16 protein-coding genes and 1 tRNA gene are annotated in these 20888 nt (G+C 44.6%); 14 read left to right on the top strand and 3 right to left on the bottom strand.

Annotated elements, in window-relative coordinates; all coding sequences use genetic code 11:
• Positions 1-96 precede the first annotated feature (96 nt).
• From purT to mglC, 8 genes are all read left to right on the top strand, one after another.
• The gene (gene purT, locus NSQ50_RS20235) at positions 97-1287 is read left to right on the top strand and encodes a formate-dependent phosphoribosylglycinamide formyltransferase (protein WP_076218863.1); all 1191 of its coding nucleotides are present in this window, start codon (positions 97-99) and stop codon (positions 1285-1287) included.
• A complete protein-coding gene (locus NSQ50_RS20230; RefSeq protein ID WP_232061416.1) occupies positions 1277-1741 on the top strand; it encodes a GNAT family N-acetyltransferase in 465 nt (154 codons plus the stop codon). Before purT ends, NSQ50_RS20230 begins: the two co-directional genes overlap by 11 nt.
• 194 nt (positions 1742-1935) lie before the next feature.
• Positions 1936-3588: a response regulator gene (locus NSQ50_RS20225; protein WP_036685685.1), complete on the top strand. Its 1653-nt coding sequence runs from the start codon at positions 1936-1938 to the stop codon at positions 3586-3588.
• A 2-nt stretch (positions 3589-3590) separates the two neighbouring features.
• Positions 3591-5420 carry a sensor histidine kinase gene (locus NSQ50_RS20220; RefSeq protein ID WP_081383399.1) on the top strand — a complete coding sequence of 610 codons (1830 nt, stop codon included), beginning with the start codon at positions 3591-3593 and terminating at the stop codon, positions 5418-5420.
• Positions 5417-6439 (top strand): substrate-binding domain-containing protein, encoded by a 1023-nt coding sequence (locus NSQ50_RS20215; protein ID WP_038572394.1) that lies wholly within the window; start codon positions 5417-5419, stop codon positions 6437-6439. Before NSQ50_RS20220 ends, NSQ50_RS20215 begins: the two co-directional genes overlap by 4 nt.
• A 198-nt stretch (positions 6440-6637) precedes the next feature.
• Positions 6638-7708, top strand: coding sequence for a galactose ABC transporter substrate-binding protein (locus tag NSQ50_RS20210; RefSeq protein ID WP_143760467.1), 1071 nt, complete (start codon positions 6638-6640; stop codon positions 7706-7708).
• 146 nt (positions 7709-7854) lie between these two features.
• Positions 7855-9366: a sugar ABC transporter ATP-binding protein gene (locus NSQ50_RS20205; protein ID WP_076141297.1), complete on the top strand. Its 1512-nt coding sequence runs from the start codon at positions 7855-7857 to the stop codon at positions 9364-9366.
• Positions 9367-9458: 92 nt separating this feature from the next.
• Positions 9459-10466, top strand: coding sequence for a galactose/methyl galactoside ABC transporter permease MglC (gene mglC, locus NSQ50_RS20200; protein ID WP_036685697.1), 1008 nt, complete (start codon positions 9459-9461; stop codon positions 10464-10466).
• 379 nt (positions 10467-10845) lie between these two features.
• Here mglC and NSQ50_RS20195 read toward each other — a convergent pair whose 3' ends face one another.
• Together NSQ50_RS20195 and NSQ50_RS20190 are read right to left on the bottom strand one after the other, a co-directional pair.
• On the bottom strand, positions 10846-11073 hold the full coding sequence (locus NSQ50_RS20195) for a hypothetical protein (protein WP_143760468.1): 228 nt from the start codon (positions 11071-11073) through the stop codon (positions 10846-10848).
• Positions 11074-11368: 295 nt separating this feature from the next.
• Positions 11369-11521, bottom strand: coding sequence for a hypothetical protein (locus tag NSQ50_RS20190; protein WP_155288159.1), 153 nt, complete (start codon positions 11519-11521; stop codon positions 11369-11371).
• Between the two features lie 187 nt (positions 11522-11708).
• Here NSQ50_RS20190 and NSQ50_RS20185 point away from each other — a divergent pair, with 187 nt between their 5' ends.
• Positions 11709-14294: a WG repeat-containing protein gene (locus NSQ50_RS20185; RefSeq protein ID WP_340949692.1), complete on the top strand. Its 2586-nt coding sequence runs from the start codon at positions 11709-11711 to the stop codon at positions 14292-14294.
• A gap of 304 nt (positions 14295-14598) precedes the next feature.
• The gene (locus NSQ50_RS20180; protein ID WP_036685704.1) at positions 14599-15315 is read left to right on the top strand and encodes a CAP domain-containing protein; all 717 of its coding nucleotides are present in this window, start codon (positions 14599-14601) and stop codon (positions 15313-15315) included.
• A gap of 133 nt (positions 15316-15448) precedes the next feature.
• Here the strand turns inward: NSQ50_RS20180 and NSQ50_RS20175 are convergent.
• Positions 15449-15521, bottom strand: a tRNA-Lys gene (locus NSQ50_RS20175).
• A 239-nt stretch (positions 15522-15760) separates the two neighbouring features.
• Here NSQ50_RS20175 and NSQ50_RS20170 point away from each other — a divergent pair.
• The 4 genes from NSQ50_RS20170 (at position 15761) to parE (ending at position 20817) form a co-directional block, all read left to right on the top strand.
• Positions 15761-16600, top strand: coding sequence for a GDSL-type esterase/lipase family protein (locus NSQ50_RS20170; RefSeq protein ID WP_076147235.1), 840 nt, complete (start codon positions 15761-15763; stop codon positions 16598-16600).
• A gap of 102 nt (positions 16601-16702) precedes the next feature.
• Complete coding sequence (locus NSQ50_RS20165; protein ID WP_036685707.1) at positions 16703-17683, top strand: ABC transporter ATP-binding protein; 981 nt, start codon at positions 16703-16705, stop codon at positions 17681-17683.
• On the top strand, positions 17676-18665 hold the full coding sequence (locus tag NSQ50_RS20160) for an ABC transporter permease (protein WP_036685819.1): 990 nt from the start codon (positions 17676-17678) through the stop codon (positions 18663-18665). Before NSQ50_RS20165 ends, NSQ50_RS20160 begins: the two co-directional genes overlap by 8 nt.
• 169 nt (positions 18666-18834) lie before the next feature.
• Positions 18835-20817, top strand: coding sequence for a DNA topoisomerase IV subunit B (parE, locus tag NSQ50_RS20155; protein ID WP_036685709.1), 1983 nt, complete (start codon positions 18835-18837; stop codon positions 20815-20817).
• Positions 20818-20888 lie beyond the last annotated feature (71 nt).

Genomic DNA, 20888 nt, shown 5'->3' with positions numbered 1-20888 from the left:
AATAAAGAAGCCTGAAAATATACAATGAAACTGTTACGTTTTCTGAAATTCATAAAAACGAGACAGTCAATTTGCCGAAAGAGGTTGGAATCGACAATGTGGGGAGCTCCTTTTTCAGCTCAAAGCCGCAAGCTGTTGCTGCTGGGCAGCGGGGAACTGGGTAAGGAAGTCATAATTGAAGCTCAACGCCTTGGCGTAGAGACCGTAGCTGTAGACCGTTATACCGATGCACCGGCGATGGGTGTAGCTCATCGTTCACATGTAATTGATATGCTGGATGCAGAGGCGCTGAAAGCGCTGATTCGCTCTGAGAAACCGGATGTCATTGTTCCGGAGATTGAGGCAATTGCCACTCATGCTCTTCAAGAGCTTGAAGAAGAAGGCTTTTTCGTTGTTCCGACGGCGCGGGCGGCTCGGCTGACCATGGACAGAGAAGGGATTCGTCGTCTTGCGGCTGAAGACCTTGGACTGCCAACCGCTGATTACCGTTTTGCGGATAGTCTGGAAGAGCTGCAACAAGCTATAGCCGAGCTAGGCACTCCTTGTGTCATTAAGCCGATTATGAGTTCTTCTGGCAAGGGTCAGAGCGTATGCAAAAGCCCTGAGGATGCAGAAAACTGCTGGAACACTGCTTTGGATGGAGCGAGAGCTAAAGGAACACGGGTTATCGTGGAGGCTTTTGTTACTTTTGAGAGCGAGATTACTCTTTTGACGGTGCGTTCTGTGTCTGGAACGGTATTTTGTCCACCTATTGGACATATTCAGAAGGATGGAGATTACGTGGAATCCTGGCAGCCTCACTTTATGAAGCCAGAGCTGCTTGAAGAAGCGCAATCTATTGCAAAAGCAGTAACGGATCAGCTCGGAGGTTTCGGTATTTTTGGAGTGGAACTTTTTTTGACAGATCGAGGCGTATTGTTCAGTGAAGTGTCACCTAGACCCCATGATACGGGGATGGTCACGATGGCGACGCAGGATTTATCTCAATTTGCAGTGCATGTCAGAGCTATTCTTGGTTTTCCTGTCCAGTCAGTACAATTGCTGACACCTGGTGCCTCAGCTACGCTGAAGGCTGATGGAGAAGGACGAGCCTTTGCTGTGACCGGAATTGGTGAAGCTTTGGAACTGCCCAGGACTCAGGTTCGCGTATTTGGCAAACCGGAAGTTCGTCCTGGTCGGCGGATGGCAGTAGCGTTAAGTGCGGCGGAAGATGTGGAAATCGCGCGGACGATAGCCAAGCAGGCGGCGTCTATGCTAAAAGTGGAGGTATATGAGGATGAACAGTAGTACCATGGCACCTGTACTGGAAATTCGCAAATGCGGCTTGAATGATCTGGAGAGAGTTACAGCGCTTCTGCGGGAATTCGGCTATCCAACAACGCTAAGCGTGATGAAAGAGAGACTGGAAAGCATGGAGAACAGCAATCTCCAATGCACACTTGTAGCAGAGCTGAATAATGAAGTTGTGGGTATGATCGGCCTTAGACAGGTAAGCTCGTATTACAAACAGACAGATTGTATCACAGAGATTACTGCACTTATCGTATCAGAAGAACTCAGAGGAAACGGACTCGGTAAAAGACTTGTGGCCGCAGCAGAAGAATGGGCACGTGAGCAAGGTTGCTGTCAGCTTTTCCTCAGAAGTGGCAACCGCGTAGAACGCGCACCGGCACATGCTTTTTATCGTCATATCGGTTTCGAAAAGACAGCAGGCTATCGCTTTAACAAAGCGTTGCTATAATACTTATAGGTTACCGATCATCCCCATCCCAGCTACGGCGGGATGGTTTTTTTTTGCTCTGGAACTCTTTTTTTATATGTATTTAATATATTAATACCTAAAACTATTTAAATAACTTAACCATAGATGGATTGGTTTGAATCATATACAATAAAATTTATGACATCTAAAACGTTTCCAAAGAGGGATGAGACATGTATAAGCTAGTTCTTGCTGAAGATGAAGAAGACGTTAGGGAAGGCGTTATCGGGCAGATTGACTGGGAGCGTTACGGATTTGAGATTGTTGAGCAGGCGGAGAATGGACGGGAAGCTGCGGATGCCATAGACCGTTTGCTGCCGGATGTGGTAGTTACCGATATCCAAATGCCTTTTATGAATGGACTTCAGCTGGCTGAATGGATTCGTAGTCATCATCCTAACACTAAGATTATCATTTTGACTGGGTATGATGAATTTGAATATGCTCAGAAGGCGATAAAATTGCAAATTGATGAGTATATTTTGAAACCGTTCTCTTCGCAGGAATTAATTGAAGTATTGCTTAAGGTTAGAGCCACTATCGAGGCTGAAATTGCAGAAAAAGAAAATGTATTTGTACTCAGTGAGCATTACCGGAAAAGTCTGCCTGTGTTAAGGGAGCAATTTTTATCGTCCCTTATTTCGCGTAGATTGCGTACGGATGAAATTGCTGAGAAAAGCTCTGAATATGGCATAAAATTAACGGGACGGTGGTTTCAGGCTTCGGTAATTAGTGTGGATTATATTCGTCCTGAGCGGGAATCGGCTGGGGGTGCAGCAGGCAGGCAAATTTCTTTACGAGACACTGGTGAAAAGAATTTACAGCTATTCGCTGTGCTGAATATTGCTGAAGAAATATGCTCGAAGCATGGTTTTGGAAGGGTGTTTATTCATCGTGATGAGGTCGTATTGCTCACAATCCATGAAGAAGGGGAAGAAACTGATATCACTGGAAAGACTTTTGAGCTTCTTGAAGAAATCCGCCAGAACGTACAGCGTTTTCTGAAGCTGACGGTAACGGCAGGCTCCGGAACGGTCTGTTCATCGCCTGCTTTGTTATTTAATTCATTTGGGGATGCCATGCAGGCATTAGATTATCGGCTTATTCTCGGCAATAACCGGGTGATCTGGATTGAGGACGTTGAGTCACGTTCCAGCACACTGCTAACCTATGATGAACTAACCCAGCAATCCTTAATCCGGACGATTAAACTAGGTACGGTGCAAGAACTTAAAGAGGTTGTTGAGGAGTTATTTGCTGGTCTTGACGCAGAGCAGGTGTCTACACAGGATTATCAGATTTTTTTGCTGGAGATTTTTACATCTATCCTGCGAGTGGCTAAAGAATCCGGCAGTGAGGCTGCAAAGTATATTGGTTCTGGCATTTCGTCGCTAACTGCCATTAATAAATTTAATAGTATGGCCGAAGCCAAGCAATGGATTATTGCAGTCTGTAGCGGTTTAATGGATACGATTGCATTAGAACGTCAATCTTCCTATAAGCTGCTTATTGATGAAGCTAAAGAATATATACGCAGCCACTATGTTGAATCTGATATTTCCATCGGCAAGGTTTGTCAGCATTTACATATAAGTACCGGCTATTTTAGCAGTATTTTTAAGAAGGAAATGAAAATGACATTCGTTAGTTATCTTTTGCAAATTAGGTTAGAGGCAGCCAAGGAACTTTTGCGGTCCACAGAGCTAAAGGCTTTTGAAATCGCAGAAAAAATAGGTTTTGCCGATCCTAACTATTTCAGCTTTTGTTTCCGCAAAAAATATGGCCAATCTCCTAAAGAGTATAAAAACAGCTCCAGAGGAGGGTAAAGATGCTGAAGGATAAACCATATTCCTTTCCTCTAAGACCGCAGCATCCCAAAGGCGGAAAACGTCGGTTGTCCTCCAAGCTCCGAAGCATTCAAGTTACGATTACACTCACTTTTACATCTGTTGCCGTGCTGGTAGCTGTCGTTGTCAGTCTTATGCTGTACAACAAGTTTGCCAAGACCGCAGAAGAGAATGCCAATATGAATATGCAGCAGATCATTGAGCAAGTGAATTACAATCTGGGTCTTTATGTTAAGGGAATGCGCAATATTTTTGAGACAGCGGAGGAGCAGATTACGAATAGCCCTTCCGTGGATTCCGCTTTATTGACGGAAAGAATGGCTATGCTAATGGGGAGCAGAGAGGATCTGGTCTCGGCGGCTGTTTTTACACCACAGGGGAAATATGTCGTGGGTACACCCGGTCAGAAGCTGCGCAGCAACACACAGCTGGAGACTCAGAGCTGGTTTACGACGGCGCAAAGAACATCAGAGCTCTCCTATTCCGCACCTCATATTCAGAATTTATTCAAAGGTCAATATATCTGGGTCGTGTCTATCAGCAAATTAATTCAATATAAGGAGAACGGAGTCTTAAAAACCGGCATCCTGCTGATGGATTTTAACTTTCGAACCATTGATGAGCTGAGCAAGCAGGTTAAGCTTGGCAAAAGAGGATACGCTTACATCCTCGATCAGCTAGGAAATATTGTGTACCATCCCCAGCAGCAGCTGATTTACGCTGGCTTAAAATATGAGAATGTGGAGCCAGTACTGGAATATGCTTTTCGTAGCTATTTGGATGAGTCTACGGGTGAAAAACGTTTTATCACCGTAAGGACACTGGAACAGACAGGCTGGAAGATCGTGGGCGTGGCTTATTACGATGAGATTGTAACCACCAAACGTGATCTAAACACTTTTTTATCCTGGTTTTTAGCGGTAGTCATTTTATGCGTAATTATTGTATCCGTCTTTTTGTCTGCACGTATTGCCCGCCCTATCCGCAAGCTGGAACGGACGCTTCAGCAGGTGGGCGAAGGGGATCTCAACACTCGAATAGATGTCAGCGGGGCGTATGAGGTGGAACAGCTGTCCAAACGGTTTAACCTTATGCTGCAACGTATCCGCCAACTGATGGATCAGATTATTTATGAACAGGAAACCAAACGTAAAGGTGAGCTTGAAGTGCTGCAATCCCAGATCAATCCGCACTTTCTGTACAATACCCTGAATTCTGTGATCCGGCTCGCTGAACGCGGCAAGACTGAGGAGGTAGTCACGATGATTCAGTCCTTATCAAAGTTTTTCCGGATTAGCCTTAGTAAAGGGAATAATATGATTACCGTGCAGGAAGAGCTTGATCATGTTCGTCATTACCTTGTGATTCAGAGCTTTCGGTTCAAAAATAAGTTCCGCTACGAGATCGAGGCTCAGGATGAAGTGCTGCAGTGTCAGACTATTAAGCTAATTTTACAACCTATTGTGGAGAATGCCCTGTATCACGGGATTGAAATGATGCCTGATGAAGGTTTTATTTCGATCCAAGCGGAGCTGAAGGATGATCTTGTCATCATCCGCATTCGTGATAATGGACTGGGTATGTCCGAGGAGACTATGAAGGTTCTTTTAACTGGCGGCAGTAAGAGTATGCATGGCTCCGGGGTAGGCGTTAGAAATGTTAACGAGCGTATTGAGCTGTATTATGGGCGTGATTATGGTCTTTCTTTTGAAAGTGAAATTGAAGAAGGCACTACGGTTACTCTTATCTTCCCGGCACTCGCAGCAGGCGAGGGCAATCCTGGACATGAGGAGGATGAGACATCGGTATGAAAATCGTTCGTTTTTGGCTAACCCTGCTGGTATGTGTGGTGTTATGGACCACGATCACGTCTTGTTTTAATTCGGCACCTAATTATATCAATACGAACAAAACCCGCAATATTCATCTTATTGTGAAAATGAACAAAGGCGACTATTGGAATACAGTTAGATTGGGTGCAGAAGCCGCGGCACAGGAATTTAATGTGAAATTAACGTTCAAAGCTCCGAATGCGGAGAGTGATATTGCGGAACAGGTCAGAATGGTTGAGGACTCCATTAAAGAAAAAGCGGACGTTATTATTTTAGCTGCCAGCAGCTACATGGGACTTGCACAAGTGGTCGATCGGGCGGCATATTCCAAGATTCCCGTATTGTCTGTGGATGCAGAAGTCGGTTCGGCCAGAGTAAGAGCCTATGTGGGTTCAAACGGCTATGAAGCGGGACAAAAGTCTGCAGAAAGACTCATTCAACTGCTAAATGGATACGGGGAGGTCGGCATCATTAACTTCACAAATTCATCTTTGGGGGCGGAGCAGGAGTCTTCAAACGGCATTGAATATGGTGCAAGAGATGCAGAGGAACGGGAAAAGGGATTTTTAAATTACGCTGCCCGATATCCGAACATACAGGTAGTAGAGATTTCTTATACCACTTCGAGTATTAGTGATGCTGAAGAGCTGACACGGTTAATGCTGCTGAAACATCCAAATCTTCGCGGGATCGCCAGCTTGAATGAGACAGCTTCACAAGGGGCGGCAAAAGCTATCCAGAGCCGAGGGCTGCATAATATTAAAATGGTTGCGTTCGACAGCTCCCCGTCAATGATGGAGTTGCTGCAGGAGGGGACGGTTCAAGCGACCGTAATCCAAAATCCTTTTAGTAACGGGTATTTAGCCGTAAAACATGCCGTTGAGGTAATCGAAGGAATGGATGTTCCTGAACGTGTCGATACGGGCACTAAACTCATTGATTTGGACAATATGCTGTGGCCTGAGAATCAAAAATTGTTATTTCCCTTCGTCAGATAGTGGACGGGTTATTTTTGAAAAGACGAATGCCATCCTTAAAATGGGAGGTATTCGTTTTTTGGGTTCAGTAGAATTTTTATAAAAGTGAGTAGGATTTTATATTCGAAACCGTTTTCACCTAAGGCATAATATGGATGTGCCCGAGAGAATTCGGGGTTAAACCAAAAAAAAGAAGTATAAACAGGAGGTCAATGAATAATGAAAAAAATCACTTCCGTTCTTTTAGCAAGCGCAATACTGGGTGCAGCTCTGGCAGGCTGTGGCAATAGCAACAATAATGCAGACAGTGGTAAAGCTACCAATGCTCCAAAAACTGAAAATGCGGGTTCTTCCACTGAAACGCCAAAAGTAGGGGTAGCCATTTACAAATTTGACGATACCTTCATGACGGGTGTTCGTAACGCAATCGACACTGCTGCCAAAGGCATTGCTACTGTAGATATCGTAGATAGCCAAAATTCTCAACCCACACAAAATGACAAAGTTGACTTGTTCATCACCAAAAAATATAAAGGCATGCTGATCAATCCGGTTGACCGTACTGCGGCTGGCGTTATTATCGAAAAAGCAAAAGCGGCAAATATTCCGGTGGTCTTCCTGAACCGCGAGCCGCTGCCAGAAGATATGAAGAAATGGGATAAGGTTTATTATGTAGGCGCTAAAGCGGAAGAATCCGGAACTATGTCCGGTCAACTGATCGTGGACTACTGGAAGGCACATCCTGAAGCGGATAAAAACGGCGACGGTGTCCTCCAATACGTAATGCTAAAAGGCGAACCGGGGCACCAAGACGCTGAGCTTCGTACTACGTACTCCATCCAAGCAATTGAAGATGCCGGCATCAAGGTAGAAAAGCTGGCTGAAGATACTGCGATGTGGGACCGCGTAAAAGGGCAAGAAAAAATGGCAGCCTTCCTTGGCTCCCATGGCGACAAAATTGAAGCTGTGCTTGCGAACAACGACGATATGGCTCTCGGTTCAATCGAAGCTCTGAAAGCTTCAGGTTACTTCACGGGTGATAAATTTATGCCGGTAGTAGGTGTAGATGCTACTGCTCCTGCGATTCAAGCGCTGCAAGATGGAACGATGCTTGGTACCGTGCTGAATGATGCGAACAACCAAGGTAAAGCTGCGATCACAGTTGCTGCTCTGCTTGCTAAAGGAGAAACACCTACAAAAGATAACGTAGGCTTTGATATCACAGACAACCAATACGTGTGGATTTCCTATAAAAAGATCACCAAAGATAATATCGATGACGCCAAATAATAACGCTCTAATCTAGATGGAATTCATGATCATATAGCAGCAACGGGGAGCGGATATTCGCTCCTCGGATTTCTTTCAGGCAGGGAACAGGATGAAACCGCTGTGCCTCTCATGAAAAAAGAAAAAAGCGTAGGGGGCGTAACAACATGGAAAAAGCTGAGTTTTTGCTAGAAATGAATGACATTACTAAAGAATTCCCCGGCGTCAAAGCGCTGGATGCAGTTAGTTTAAAGGTCAGACCAGGTTCGGTGCATGCCCTTATGGGCGAGAATGGTGCGGGTAAGTCCACTTTAATGAAATGTCTCTTTGGTATTTATTCACCGGATGCCGGTGAGATTTTTTTGGAGGGTGAGAAGACCTCTATCGGAAGCTCAAATGACGCTTTGAAAAATGGGATATCCATGATTCACCAGGAGCTGCATCCCGTGCCGTTCCGAAGTGTGATGGAGAATATCTGGTTAGGACGTTTCCCAACCAAAGGGATTGGACCTTTTCAGTTTATTGACCATAAGAAAATGTACACTGACACGGAGAATTTGTTTAAAGATCTGGATATCGATCTGAATCCCGAGACATTAGTGGGTAAGCTGTCTGTATCCAAAATCCAATCCATTGAAATTGCGAAGGCTGTCTCTTTTCACTCCCGCGTTATTGTAATGGATGAACCTACTTCCTCCCTGACCAGTGTGGAGGTGGAGCATTTATTTCGGATCATACGGGATCTTAGGAGTAGAGGCGTAGCTATTATTTATATATCTCACAAAATGGAAGAGATTCTCGAAATTTCTGACGAGGTTACCATTATGCGGGACGGTAAAAAAATCGGAACCTGGCCAGCGGCGGAATTGACTACAGATCTTATCATTTCCAAAATGGTCGGCCGCGACTTGACCAATCGATTCCCAGAACGCTTTAACGTGCCTGGCGAAGTATATATGAAAGTGGAAGGATTAACCTCCCCTGAGGAAAGATCGTTTAAAGATGTTTCTTTTGAATTAAGACGAGGTGAGGTTTTAGGGATTGGTGGTCTGGTAGGCGCTCAGAGAACAGAGGTTATTGAAGCATTATTCGGCCTGCGGGCTATTAAATCGGGGACGATTTCTATCGATGGTAAGCGCATTCATATCCAATCTCCCAAGGATGCTAAGAAACACGGAATGGCCTTGCTTACCGAGGAACGGCGTGTCACTGGTATTTTTCCAGTCTTGTCTGTTCATGAAAATGGCGCAATCGCTAATCTGCATCGATACCAGAAACTACTACTTTTACTAGATGGAAAAAAGAAAAAAGAAGAAGTCGATAAAATGATTGAAAAATTACGGACCAAAACTCCAACAACCAAAACGCTGATCATGAATCTTTCTGGTGGTAATCAGCAAAAGGTGCTGCTCGCCAGATGGCTTCTAACCGAGCCCGAAATCCTGCTTCTGGACGAGCCGACTCGCGGTATCGACGTAGGGGCTAAATTCGAGATTTATTCGATTATTGCCGACTTGGCGCAGCAAGGGAAAAGCATCATTATGATCTCCTCAGAAATGCCGGAGCTGCTCGGAATGTCTGACCGTGTAATGGTCATGTCGGAAGGTAAGCTTACCGGAATACTAGAAGGCGGGCAAGCTACGGAAACCGAAGTTATGCGGCTCGCTGCACAGCATTAGGATAGGATTTCAATGATAGTTTTGCTGGGCGAAACTAGATTGGTTTACGAAGAGAATTACTCTTCGCGTAACTTTAAGGAGGAACACTACTAATGAACGCTAAAAGAGCCCAATCTTTTATTACTCAAAATGCCATTTATATTGTCTTGGTAATTCTGATTATGGGTATTGCCTTATATGAGCCGGCCTTTATCTCTGTAAATACTTTACGGGACATTCTTATTCAATCGTCAACACGGATTATCATCGCGCTTGGTGTTGCCTTCATCCTTATCACAGCTGGGACGGACTTGTCTGCTGGACGTGTGGTTGGTTTTACGGCGGTAATCTCTGCTTCGATGCTGCAAATTCCGGATTATTCCCGGCGGTTTTTTCCTGATCTGCCGCAGGTGCAAGTGTGGCTTCCGATCCTTATAGCTATCATCGCTGGTCTTCTCTGCGGACTCGTCAATGGTATTGTCGTCTCCAAGCTGAATGTCCCGCCGTTTATCGCAACACTGGGTACGATGGTTATCGTCTACGGCTTGAATTCCTTGTACTTTGACATGGATCCGAACCAATCGCAGCCGATTGGCGGTCTGCGTCCAGATTTCACTACAATCGGTTCCGGGTTTATTGGCAAGGGGCAATATTCAATCCCGTATATTGTGCTGATAGCCTTGGGTGTCGCCGCCATCGTATGGGTGGTGTTCAATAAAACCAAGCTGGGTAAGAACATGTACGCTATCGGCGGTAACATACAGGCAGCTAAAGTATCTGGCATCGATGTTTCCAAGAACTTGATCTATATCTATGCCATTGCTGGAGCCCTTTATGGTCTGGCGGGTGTGCTAGAGGCTGCAAGAACAGGTGGCGCAACCAATAACTACGGGAACATGTATGAGCTTGATGCGATTGCTGCTTGTGTAGTGGGCGGGGTGTCTACAACCGGTGGTATCGGAACGGTGCCAGGTGTCCTGGTCGGTGTTATTATCTTTACCTTAATCAACTACGGCCTGACCTTCATTGGCATCAGCCCTTACTATCAGTTGATTATCAAAGGTCTAATCATCATTGCCGCCGTCGCGTTTGATATGCGGAAGTATTCTTCGAAGAAATAGTTGCGTGTTGGATGTATGGTGATCATAGCGTTTGCTATTTATGGCAAACGCTTTTTGGTTTGTCCATTTCGCTTGCTGAGATTAAGCAATTCATAAGAAGCAATTCATAAGAAGCAATTCATAAGATGCAATTCATATGAACCAATTTAAAGTACCAATTCATAAGATGTAATTTAAAAGTACCGATTCATAAAAAGCAATTTAAAAGTACAATTTCACAAGTACCAATTCACAAGTACCAATTCACAAGTACCAATTCACAAGTACCAATTCACAAGTACTTAACGTCGCCCCCTTGCTCCTCGCATAGAAAAACTACGCACGAGCACGAAAACTACCCACCATAACTATGTATGAAAAACTACCCACAAAAACTGGTTTAATTAGTTGGGGATAAACCACTTCCGCTCCCACTAGTACCATTGGCACCACCATCAACTACGCCAATAATATCAATTACACCAATAATGCCAACTACACCAATAATGCCACTAGCAGCACTGCTAACTACAGCGCTGCTAACTAAAGTACTACTAACTACGGTACTGCCAACCACAGCACTGTCAACCAAAACACCACTAACTACAGTACTACCAACTACACACAACACCAAAACTACCCACTAAGATGCGACCACGACCAAATAGCGTCGTCACCACCAACACACAGATCAACAATGGCTACTACCAACATGAAACAAACACACCACAAAAACTACCCGCGAAAATGTAACCACAACTAAACAGCGCCAGCAACACTAACATCAACATCAACATCAACATCAACATCAACATCAACATCAACATTATTTACCACCACAAACTTCAATCAACATTGCCACCCTTGCTCCATCAAATCTAATATTCCACCAATAGGATTTACTCGACCCAATAGTTGCACCTTCACCGCCACGGAACATCTACAGCATCATTACCATCACCAATTAATGTCATCAACACAAATACGGCTATCACACTCCACTCAATATTATCAGCATGAACACAGCAATCACGCCCACAAATCAATATCAGCAGCAATAACACGACCATCGCCATCAGGAGCACCACGAAAACACATCATATTCATCATAGCTCCCCAACAATATCAACAAACTAATATTAGTAACAGAACAGAAGCACCATGAGGCTAAAGAACGGTATAAATCCCGTAGGATTGGCTGAAATGAGCTATGTGGGACGATAGAACGGTAAAAATCCCGTAGAATTGGCTGAAACGAGCTACGTGGGGCGAAAGAACGGTATAAATCCCGTAGAATTGGCTGAACCGAGCTATGTGGGACGAAAGAACGGTATAAATCCCGCAGAATTGACTGAAACGAGCTATGTGAGGCGAATGAACGGTATAAATCCCGTAGAATTGGCTGAAACGAGCTACGTGTGGCGAATGAACGGTATAAATCCCGTAGAATTGGCTGAAACGAGCTACGTGTGGCGAATGAACGGTAAAAATCCCGTAGAATTGGCTGAAACGAGCTATGTGAGGCGAATGAACGGTAAAAATCCCGCAGAATGGGCTGAAACGAGCTATGTGAGGCGAATGAACGGTAAAAATCCCGCAGAATTGGCTGAAACGAGCTATGTATGGCGAATGAACGGTAAAAATCCCGTAGAATTGGCTGAAACGAGCTACGTGAGGCGAATGAAAGGTAAAAATCCCGCAGAATTAGCTGAAATGATATACAGAGGACGAAAGAGAGGCGAAAATGTCCTAGAATACGCCTACCCCCTCTGCGGATTCCCCACCAAAGCTCCTCTCTCCCCAGCCCCAAAGATCAAAAAGCACATAAACCAACGTTCTCCCATATTCTATAGGCAAATGCCTTTGTTAAAGGGGAGCGACTGGATGTTAAGGATTAGGTTGAATGAGCTGGGGAAAGGGAATGACAATGGACTGATACAGGCGGATGTATGGAAATGGGATGGCATTGGCTGGAACGAATATATTACTCAGCAGGATGAGGATTTCATACGTACGGAAGAGGAGTTATTTGTCACGATTCCGGCAGAAGCGGGATTATATCGTGTAGATTACTCTAATAAGCCTTTTGAGGCGCCATACTTATTGCCGGAGTGGGTGGGGGACGATCTGCGGACCACGGGTCTGCATCCGGCGCCGTTTAATCTCAAAGAGGGCACACTTTGGGGATATATTAATGACGAAGGCCGTGTTCAGATTGAACCTCGGTACGAATATGCTGAAGATTTTCAAAAGAACGGTCTTGCCGTAGTTCAGCGAAAAAATAGCAGCGGGCTCATTGACAGCACTGGAAGAGAACGAGTGAAGCCGATCTATTCTTTTATTGCGCCTTTTTCGGAAGAGCGCGCGGTAGTGTCGGATGCCAAGGGGTACACTTTTATTGATGAAAAAGGCAAAGAAGTGACGTCCGCCCGGTATGATTATCTGAACTCATTACATGAGGGGCGTGCACTATTTTCAAAACAAAATACAACCGGTGGCCAATCGCTATATGGATATGTGGACGCGCAAGGTAAAGAGGTGCTGCCCGCGATTTATGTGGATGCCAATGATTTTATGAACGGCGTGGCTTTGGTTAAAATCAAAGAAGGAGAGTATGCGCTCATCGATCCGGCTGGGAACATCCTGCATACTTATAACCATCCTTTTGTAGGAAGTCCGGGAGAAGGTTTACTCGCCTATCAAGCGACTGAAAACGGTAAATATGGCTATTTAAATACGGATGGTTCTGTAGCTATTCAGCCGCAATTCACCTCTGCTTTACCTTTTTCAGAGGGACGTGCGGTGGTGAATACCGCTGAGAATTATGGCAACGCCTACGGGCTGATTGATAAACAAGGGAAAATGATCATCCCGGTAAAATATTATGAAGTATTGCAGCTAGGTGAAGGCAGAGTAGCCATAGGAACGCCTGTATTCCCCAGCCAGCCTTATCGCGGATCACGTTACGTAATTGCAGATGCGGAAACGGGAGCGGTCCTGAGCAATCACACCCTGCTTGGCGTGAACAATTACCAGGAGGGATTGGCGTCTGTATTTGATGCAAAAGATACCTATTTTATCGATAGAAGTGGAAAAAAGGCAGCCCAGCCTCCAGTTATTCCAGGTGCAGGAACACTCACCCTTAGCGGACGTTTGATAAGAGCAGATGTAGATCAACGCACCTCTTATTATGATCGGCAGGGAAAGCAGGTTTGGCGCCAAAATGGAGTCATTCCGCTGAGACCTCCCTATTCCGTAGTGGAGAAGAAATACAAACCGAACAGGGATTATCTGGTGTATTATCCGGTCGTTGAAGGGATTGCCAGTGCGGAAGTTTCGCGAGAGGTTAACGATAAGCTGCGCAAGCTATCCCTTGCTGAAGACGTTGGGAGTGGAGGGGTTTCCCAGGACTTTAGTTATAATGGTGATTTTTCAGTCTCTTTCTTCCGTAAAAACCTGCTGGTGCTGGAGCTGACCGGATATCGTTTTCCTTTTGGAGCAGCACATGGAATGCCTACCAAAATCTATCCGCATATTAATTTGCGCAGCGGCAGGTTCTATAAGCTGGGAGATTTGTTCAAGCCGGGCAGCAGATATGTGGAGAAGCTCAGTAAAATTGTGGGCAAACAGATCGAGAACGATCCACAATATTCATATGTTTTTCCGGATACGTATAAAGGAATTACCTCGGATCAACCCTTCTTTGTGGATAATGAAGCGTTGTATCTGTATTTCGCACCTTATGAGATCGCTCCGTATTCTGCAGGTTTTCCAACCTTCCGGATTCCTTATGCGGAGATCATGGGATTGATCTCTACGGAGGGCGAGTTCTGGCAGTCGTTTCATTAATTGACAGGTATCCATAGGTTTGCTGAAGTTGCCGTCCTTTCGGGGAGGGCGACTTTTTTTGTGCTTTCTTTCGCGAATAATAGATGAATTGGTATTTTTAGGCAGGAAAACAGCGAAAGAAAGCGAATGTATCTAGGAATCAGAAATCTTACAGTCAAGACTATTATATGTAAAAAATTAGAAGCGCACATTTGAGAGATTTATGCTACAATGACTGAGGAACAAATTACAACTTTGTAACATTTGTAGATGGTCACTCTAGGCACAAGCATATATTACACGCAAGAAAAAAGGAGATGGCAGATTGAAGAACAAGACATTAAAAGCAATCATCGGTGGTAGTGTGGCAGCTGTTATGGCACTTAGTATTTCTCTTCCATTGGAAGCAAATGCGGCATCGAATGAATCGACAGTAACAATAAAAGGCACAAGTTATGAGCAAATATTACAATATTTTAAACAAGCTAATCTTGAGGGATTCCCTTTTTCGAATAGCACAATCGTGGTGACTAAGCCGCAAACTGGAACAGTACCAAACAAAGACAACACGACCACAACTACAACTACAAAACCGGTTACAAAGCCAGCAGACACAACTACTGTAACTAAGCCGACAGATAATACAACTACAACAGGTGCTGTGAGCAATAAAGGAACCTATGTTCAGCAAATCGTAACGCTGGTAAACAAAGAACGTGCAGCAGCTGGTTTGTCACCTGTAGCTGGATTGGACAGCCTGCACAAAGTTGCCGCTACAAAAGCTACGGATATGCGTTCGAATAACTATTTTTCACATACTTCACCTACGTATGGTTCACCATTTGATATGATGAAATCCTTTGGCATCACTTATAAAGCCGCAGGCGAGAACATCGCAATGGGACAAAAAACACCAGAAGAAGTTATGAAGGCATGGATGAATAGTCCAGGTCACCGCGCTAATATTTTGAATGCTAACTTCAATTATATCGGTGTAGGTTATGATAATAATTACTGGGTTCAAGAGTTTATTGGTAAATAATACGAGTAGATGCTTCAGGAAGAAATCGTTCTCCGATGTAAGTCGGGGAGCGGTTTTTTTTGTGTGGTGAAGATCAAAAATGCAACAAAAAAAGAAGCAAGGAACTTGTCCTTACTTCTTCTGTCTAGCTCTATGGGTTATGCAGGGGTCGAACCTGCGACCTGCCGATTAAGAGTCGGCTGCTCTACCAGCTAAGCTAATAACCCGTAATGTCTAAAGAGTCAACGGGAAATATTATATAATGGCATTAATTAAAAAGCCAGTATTTTTTTATTTTCAAAAAAGTCCACACTCGCTCCTCGGCATAAACACTGTAACAGCGGGATTTATTTCTTTGCTAGACATTTGCAAAACTTCTATGGAAGAATTATGTTTATGTAACATAGTTAAGATCTTTGTAAATTGTGGAACAATACATAATAGAACGGCATACGGAGGGATAGCTTTGAAGGATTCGAAATGGACATGGCGCAGCGTCAGCTTGATTTCCATAGTAACAACTATAGTTTTGATGGTTGGTTTATTTTATGCGGTTAAAGATATTATCTATCCGGTCGGAGAGGTTACCGAGAGCAGCTTGCCTCAGCAAACAGCCGCACCGGTGACGGAGACTGTCAAGCTCCTCAAAATTGTTGCGCTCGGGGATTCGCTTACCAAGGGGACTGGTGATAACACCGGAGAAGGGTTTGTTAAGCGTACGGTTACTGGTTTATCTGCAAAAGGTGTCACAGTAGACTTTTTAGGTAATATGGGGATTAACGGGTTGACTACTGCGGGGCTGTTAAGCAAACTGAACGAAGATGGTGTGGAGTATGCCTTGCGCATGTCGAATGTTGTTTTGCTATCCGTCGGAGGAAATGATCTGTTTAAGGATTCGGATATTCTTGAGAATAATGGGGCGCAGCAAGGAAACACAACTTCATCAACCTCTGAGCAGGAGCTGACTCCAGAGTCTTTATTAGCCGCTCTGCCAGAAGCAGCAGCTAGGCTGGAGAAGATTCTCGATAAAATCTCACAGATCAATCCAAATGCGCAAATTTACTATATGGGGCTGTATAATCCCTTTGGCGATATTCCAGAATTACTGGTACCAGGCAATCAAGCGGTAACGAAGTGGAATAATACGGCAATGGATATTATTAATAAGCATAGCAACATGACCTTGGTTCCTACGTTTGACTTGTTTAACAGACATTTGGACAAGTATCTATCCACCGATCATTTTCATCCTAATGGTGATGGCTATCAGCGAATCGGAGAACGGTTCATACAGGCTGTGCAGTAGTATATAGGTGAGTGTTAAATTTTGCAGTAAGATCATGTAGGTAAATGCCCTTTGAGCAAGTACAAACCGAGAAAATGACAGTCACAAGGAGCTAAATTAAATATGACAAAAGCGAATAGTGAAGACTCCGGCACAGTCGTCTTGTCTGTGGACGGGGTACGTAAAAAAATAGGACGGAAATGGATAATAGATGATGTTACTTTCGATGTGAGAAAAGGGGAGATTTTCGGCTTTCTCGGCCCTAACGGCGCTGGGAAGACGACCACGATCCGCATGCTTGTGGATTTGATTCGTCCTACTGAGGGCAAGATTACAGTATGTGGGTACAATGTGAACCGAAATCCGGAAAAAGCATTGCAATATGTAGGCTCTATCGTTGAGAATCCTGAGGTATATACCTATTTGACCGGGTGGGAGAATTTGCAGCATTTTGCCCGGATGCAGCCTGGTGTAGACAATGAACGTATTAGCGAAGTGGTAGATATTGTTCGATTAGATCAGCGGATACATGATAAGGTAAGTACATACTCGCTTGGGATGAGACAACGATTAGGCATTGCGCAGGCACTGTTGGGACGTCCACGGCTGCTTATTTTGGACGAGCCGACGAATGGACTTGACCCTAAAGGTATTAAGGAGCTGCGAGAATTCATTCGCAAGCTGGCGGATGAAGGGCTGGCGGTGTTCGTATCGAGCCATTTGCTAAGCGAAATTCAACTTCTTTGCGACCGTGTAGCGATAATTAGTAAAGGGCGTGTATTGGCTGTTGGTGCGGTAGATGAGCTGATCGCTCGTAATTCGCCGTATGTACTTTGGGAGCTGGAGCCTTTTGCTGAGGCTCGGGAAATGCTGGCTGATCGTTCAGATATTCAGATTCAGAAACTGGAAGACGTCACATTAGATGACTCAATTATTGCAGGGATGGGCCCCAATTCTTTAATAACGATCATGGATCAGGATCTGATCCCCGAGATTGTGGCCGTAATGGTTACTGCTGAAATCGAGGTGAGGGCTGTGCATAAAATTAATCCGACACTGGAACAGCTATTCTTGAAACTAACGGAGGGTGAGAATGTTGAGTAACTTGCTTCCGCTAATCCGTAATGAGTGCTTGAAGATTATAAAAAAGAAACGGTTTTATGTTATACTGCTGATTCTGATTGTACTGGTGCCTATGTTCACCTATGCACAGATGCGTTCAGCCGAACGGAGCCGGGAGAAGTTTAATTCCGATTGGCGGCTTGAGATCCAGCAGCAGATTATCGATAATCAAAATTCACTGGGAAGTGACCGGATTCCAGAGGAATGGAAGACTTATCGGCGAATATTTGTACAACAGCTTCAGTATTATCTTCACCATGACGTTAATCCGAATGAACCTAGCGGGGTTACCTTTACCCGTGAATTTATGGATAATTCGGTTACATTATTTATTCCGTTGCTTATTATGGCGGTGGCCTCAGATTTGGTCTCGGCCGAAAGGACAACTGGAACTATCAAAATGCTGTTGACTAGGCCGGTCAAGCGCTGGAAGGTGCTTTTTAGCAAAATGACAGCACTGCTAATGTTTGTCTCGCTTATCGTACTTTCCACATTTGCAATCAGCTACTTTATCTCTGGTCTCGCCTTTGGTTTTAAAGGCTTTAACATTCCTGTTTTCACAGGCTTTAAAATAAGTGGTGATTCGCTAGATATGTCTACTGTACATGCAGTGCCTCAGTGGAAATATATGCTTATGCAAGGTGGTTTGATTTGGTTCGTCAGCGTAGTGGTTGCACTGCTCGCATTCATGATCTCGGTGCTTGTTCGCAGTACTGCCGCGAGTATAGTAGTTATGATGGCCGCGCTGATTGCAGGTAGTATACTGACCAATATGGCCTCTGCCTGGACAACAGCGAAATATTTATTTATGGTAAATCTTGGACTGACCAGCTATTTGTCTGGTACTCCCGCCCCCATTGAAGGGATGTCCTTGTCATTTTCCATGGCTGTGCTGGCTGTATGGGGAGCCGCTTCGGTGATCATTTCATTCGCCGTCTTTACGAAAAGGGATATTTTGAATTAGAATGAACAAAGTGACCAAAACGTTTGTTTGCATTTCTTAGAAATATAGGAGAGTATAATTTCACGTTATATTCTATCCTTAGGTTTTTGGCAGTAACGGATACCGTTCTTAACAAAAAGGACGGCCAAGCCGTTTCTTCTTAGTATAGAGAAAAGAAGGAGGAGCATGAATGCTCGAACAGATCGATATGTTTGCTGAAGTTTCTAATAACGGCGAGAATGGCCGTACTGGATACGATGCTGACGACATTCAAGTGCTCGAGGGTCTGGTTGCAGTACGCAAACGACCTGGCATGTATATCGGCAGTACGAGTTCTTCAGGACTACATCATTTAGTATGGGAAATCGTAGATAATGCCGTAGATGAGCATTTAGCCAAGTATTGTACAAAGATTGACATACTGCTTCGCAAGGATGGCTCGGTAACCGTTAGCGATAATGGACGGGGGATCCCGACTGGAATGCATAAGACAGGGGTACCTACACCGCAAGTTGTATTTACAATTTTGCATGCGGGCGGTAAGTTCGGTGGATCGGGTTATAAAAAATCAGGCGGTTTGCATGGCGTAGGGGCTTCTGTCACAAACGCTTTGTCTGAATGGCTCGAAGTAGAAATTTATCGTGAGGGCAAAATCCATCGTCAGCGGTTTGAGTACTGGGTGGACAAGAAGGGCAAAGAGCATGTCGGCGAACCTGTAACTGGTCTTGAAATCTTGGGTAACACCAATAAAACTGGTTCGAAAATTACTTTCAAGCCAGATATTCGTGTCTTCCCAAATGGAATTGCTCTGAATTATGACACGCTGGCAGAGCGGGTTCAGGAGATTGCTTTTCTGAATTCCGGTCTGCGTATTACACTGCAAGATGAGCGGAGCAACCGTCAGGATGAGTTCTTTTATGAAGGTGGTGCCAGTCAATTTGTGCAGTTCCTCAACGAAGGTAAGGATGTTCTCCATGATGTTATTCATTTCAGTGCAGAAAAGGATGATATCGAGGTAGAAGTAGCTCTTCAATACAACGGAGGCTACACAGAAACCTTGGCTTCCTTCGTAAACTCCATTCCAACTCGCAGCGGGGGCACACATGAGACCGGCTTTAAAACTGCGTACACTCGTGTATTAAATGAATATGCCCGCCGCACGCAATTGCTTAAAGAAAAGGATAAAAACCTGGAAGGTAATGATCTGCGGGAAGGTATGATGGCTGTCATCAGTGTAAAAATGTCCGAGGTTGAATTTGTTGGACAGACGAAGGATCAGCTTGGCAGTGCTTCCGCCCGTAGTGCAGTAGATTATATTGTTTCTGAAAATATGGCGCGTTTCTTGGAAGAAAATCCACAAGTTGCGCAGAGCCTGCTGAAGAAATCGATTCAAGCGTCGAAAGCCCGGGAAGCGGCACGTAAAGCCCGCGATGAGATCCGCACAGGCAAGAAACGCAGCGAAAGCTCGAATCTTGGCGGTAAGCTGTCTCCTGCACAATCAAAGGACGTTACACGTACGGAGCTGTTCATCGTGGAAGGTGATTCCGCGGGTGGTTCGGCTAAGCAAGGCCGTGACTCTAAGATTCAAGCGATATTGCCGCTAAAAGGTAAACCGATGAATCCGGAGAAGGCTAAGCTGCTGGACATCCTGAAGAACGACGAGTATAAAGCAATTATTTCTACGATAGGCGCTGGAATTGGTCCGGATTTCACTGTCGAAGACAGCAATTATTCCAAAATTATCATTATGACCGATGCCGATACCGATGGAGCGCATATTCAGGTGCTGCTGCTGACATTTTTCTATCGTTATATGAAGCCTTTATTAGATGCAGGCAAGGTCTTTATCGCTCAGCCTCCACTTTATAAGTTGACCCGCAAAACGGGTAAGCTGGAGACCGTAAGGTATGCCTGGAGTGATGAAGAGCTGCAAAATTACTTAAAGGAATTCGGCAAAAACTTCGAGCTTCAGCGTTATAAAGGGTTGGGTGAGATGAACCCTGATCAGCTGTGGGAGACAACGATGAATCCAGAGTCGCGTACGCTGCTTCAGGTACAGATTGAGGATGCCGCTAAGGCGGAGCGCCGTGTTTCAACACTTATGGGTGACAAAGTCGATCCACGTAAACGCTGGATTGTTGAAAATGTCGATTTCACCGAAATTGTAGAGTAATGTCAGTGCTGCAAGTGACGATAATCCCGATTTTCTAAGAGTTTGGTGATTTATGGGACCAAGAAGATTTT

Source organism: Paenibacillus sp. FSL R10-2788, from assembly GCF_038003885.1.
Classification (GTDB): domain Bacteria; phylum Bacillota; class Bacilli; order Paenibacillales; family Paenibacillaceae; genus Paenibacillus_AQ; species Paenibacillus_AQ odorifer.
The sequence above is the reverse complement of the archived record's forward strand: the minus strand, read 5'-3'. Positions and strand labels throughout refer to the sequence as shown.

What these genes read in the sequence shown, in the direction of transcription:
- NSQ50_RS20205 (WP_076141297.1), top strand. Translation starts at nt 7,855, where the DNA reads ATGGAAAAAGCTGAGTTTTTGCTAGAAATGAATGACATTACTAAAGAA.
- purT (WP_076218863.1), top strand. Translation starts at nt 97, where the DNA reads ATGTGGGGAGCTCCTTTTTCAGCTCAAAGCCGCAAGCTGTTGCTGCTG.
- parE (WP_036685709.1), top strand. Translation starts at nt 18,835, where the DNA reads ATGCTCGAACAGATCGATATGTTTGCTGAAGTTTCTAATAACGGCGAG.
- NSQ50_RS20190 (WP_155288159.1), bottom strand. Translation starts at nt 11,521, where the DNA reads ATGGCGATGGTCGTGTTATTGCTGCTGATATTGATTTGTGGGCGTGAT.
- NSQ50_RS20225 (WP_036685685.1), top strand. Translation starts at nt 1,936, where the DNA reads ATGTATAAGCTAGTTCTTGCTGAAGATGAAGAAGACGTTAGGGAAGGC.
- NSQ50_RS20220 (WP_081383399.1), top strand. Translation starts at nt 3,591, where the DNA reads ATGCTGAAGGATAAACCATATTCCTTTCCTCTAAGACCGCAGCATCCC.
- NSQ50_RS20210 (WP_143760467.1), top strand. Translation starts at nt 6,638, where the DNA reads ATGAAAAAAATCACTTCCGTTCTTTTAGCAAGCGCAATACTGGGTGCA.
- NSQ50_RS20230 (WP_232061416.1), top strand. Translation starts at nt 1,277, where the DNA reads ATGAACAGTAGTACCATGGCACCTGTACTGGAAATTCGCAAATGCGGC.
- NSQ50_RS20165 (WP_036685707.1), top strand. Translation starts at nt 16,703, where the DNA reads ATGACAAAAGCGAATAGTGAAGACTCCGGCACAGTCGTCTTGTCTGTG.
- mglC (WP_036685697.1), top strand. Translation starts at nt 9,459, where the DNA reads ATGAACGCTAAAAGAGCCCAATCTTTTATTACTCAAAATGCCATTTAT.
- NSQ50_RS20215 (WP_038572394.1), top strand. Translation starts at nt 5,417, where the DNA reads ATGAAAATCGTTCGTTTTTGGCTAACCCTGCTGGTATGTGTGGTGTTA.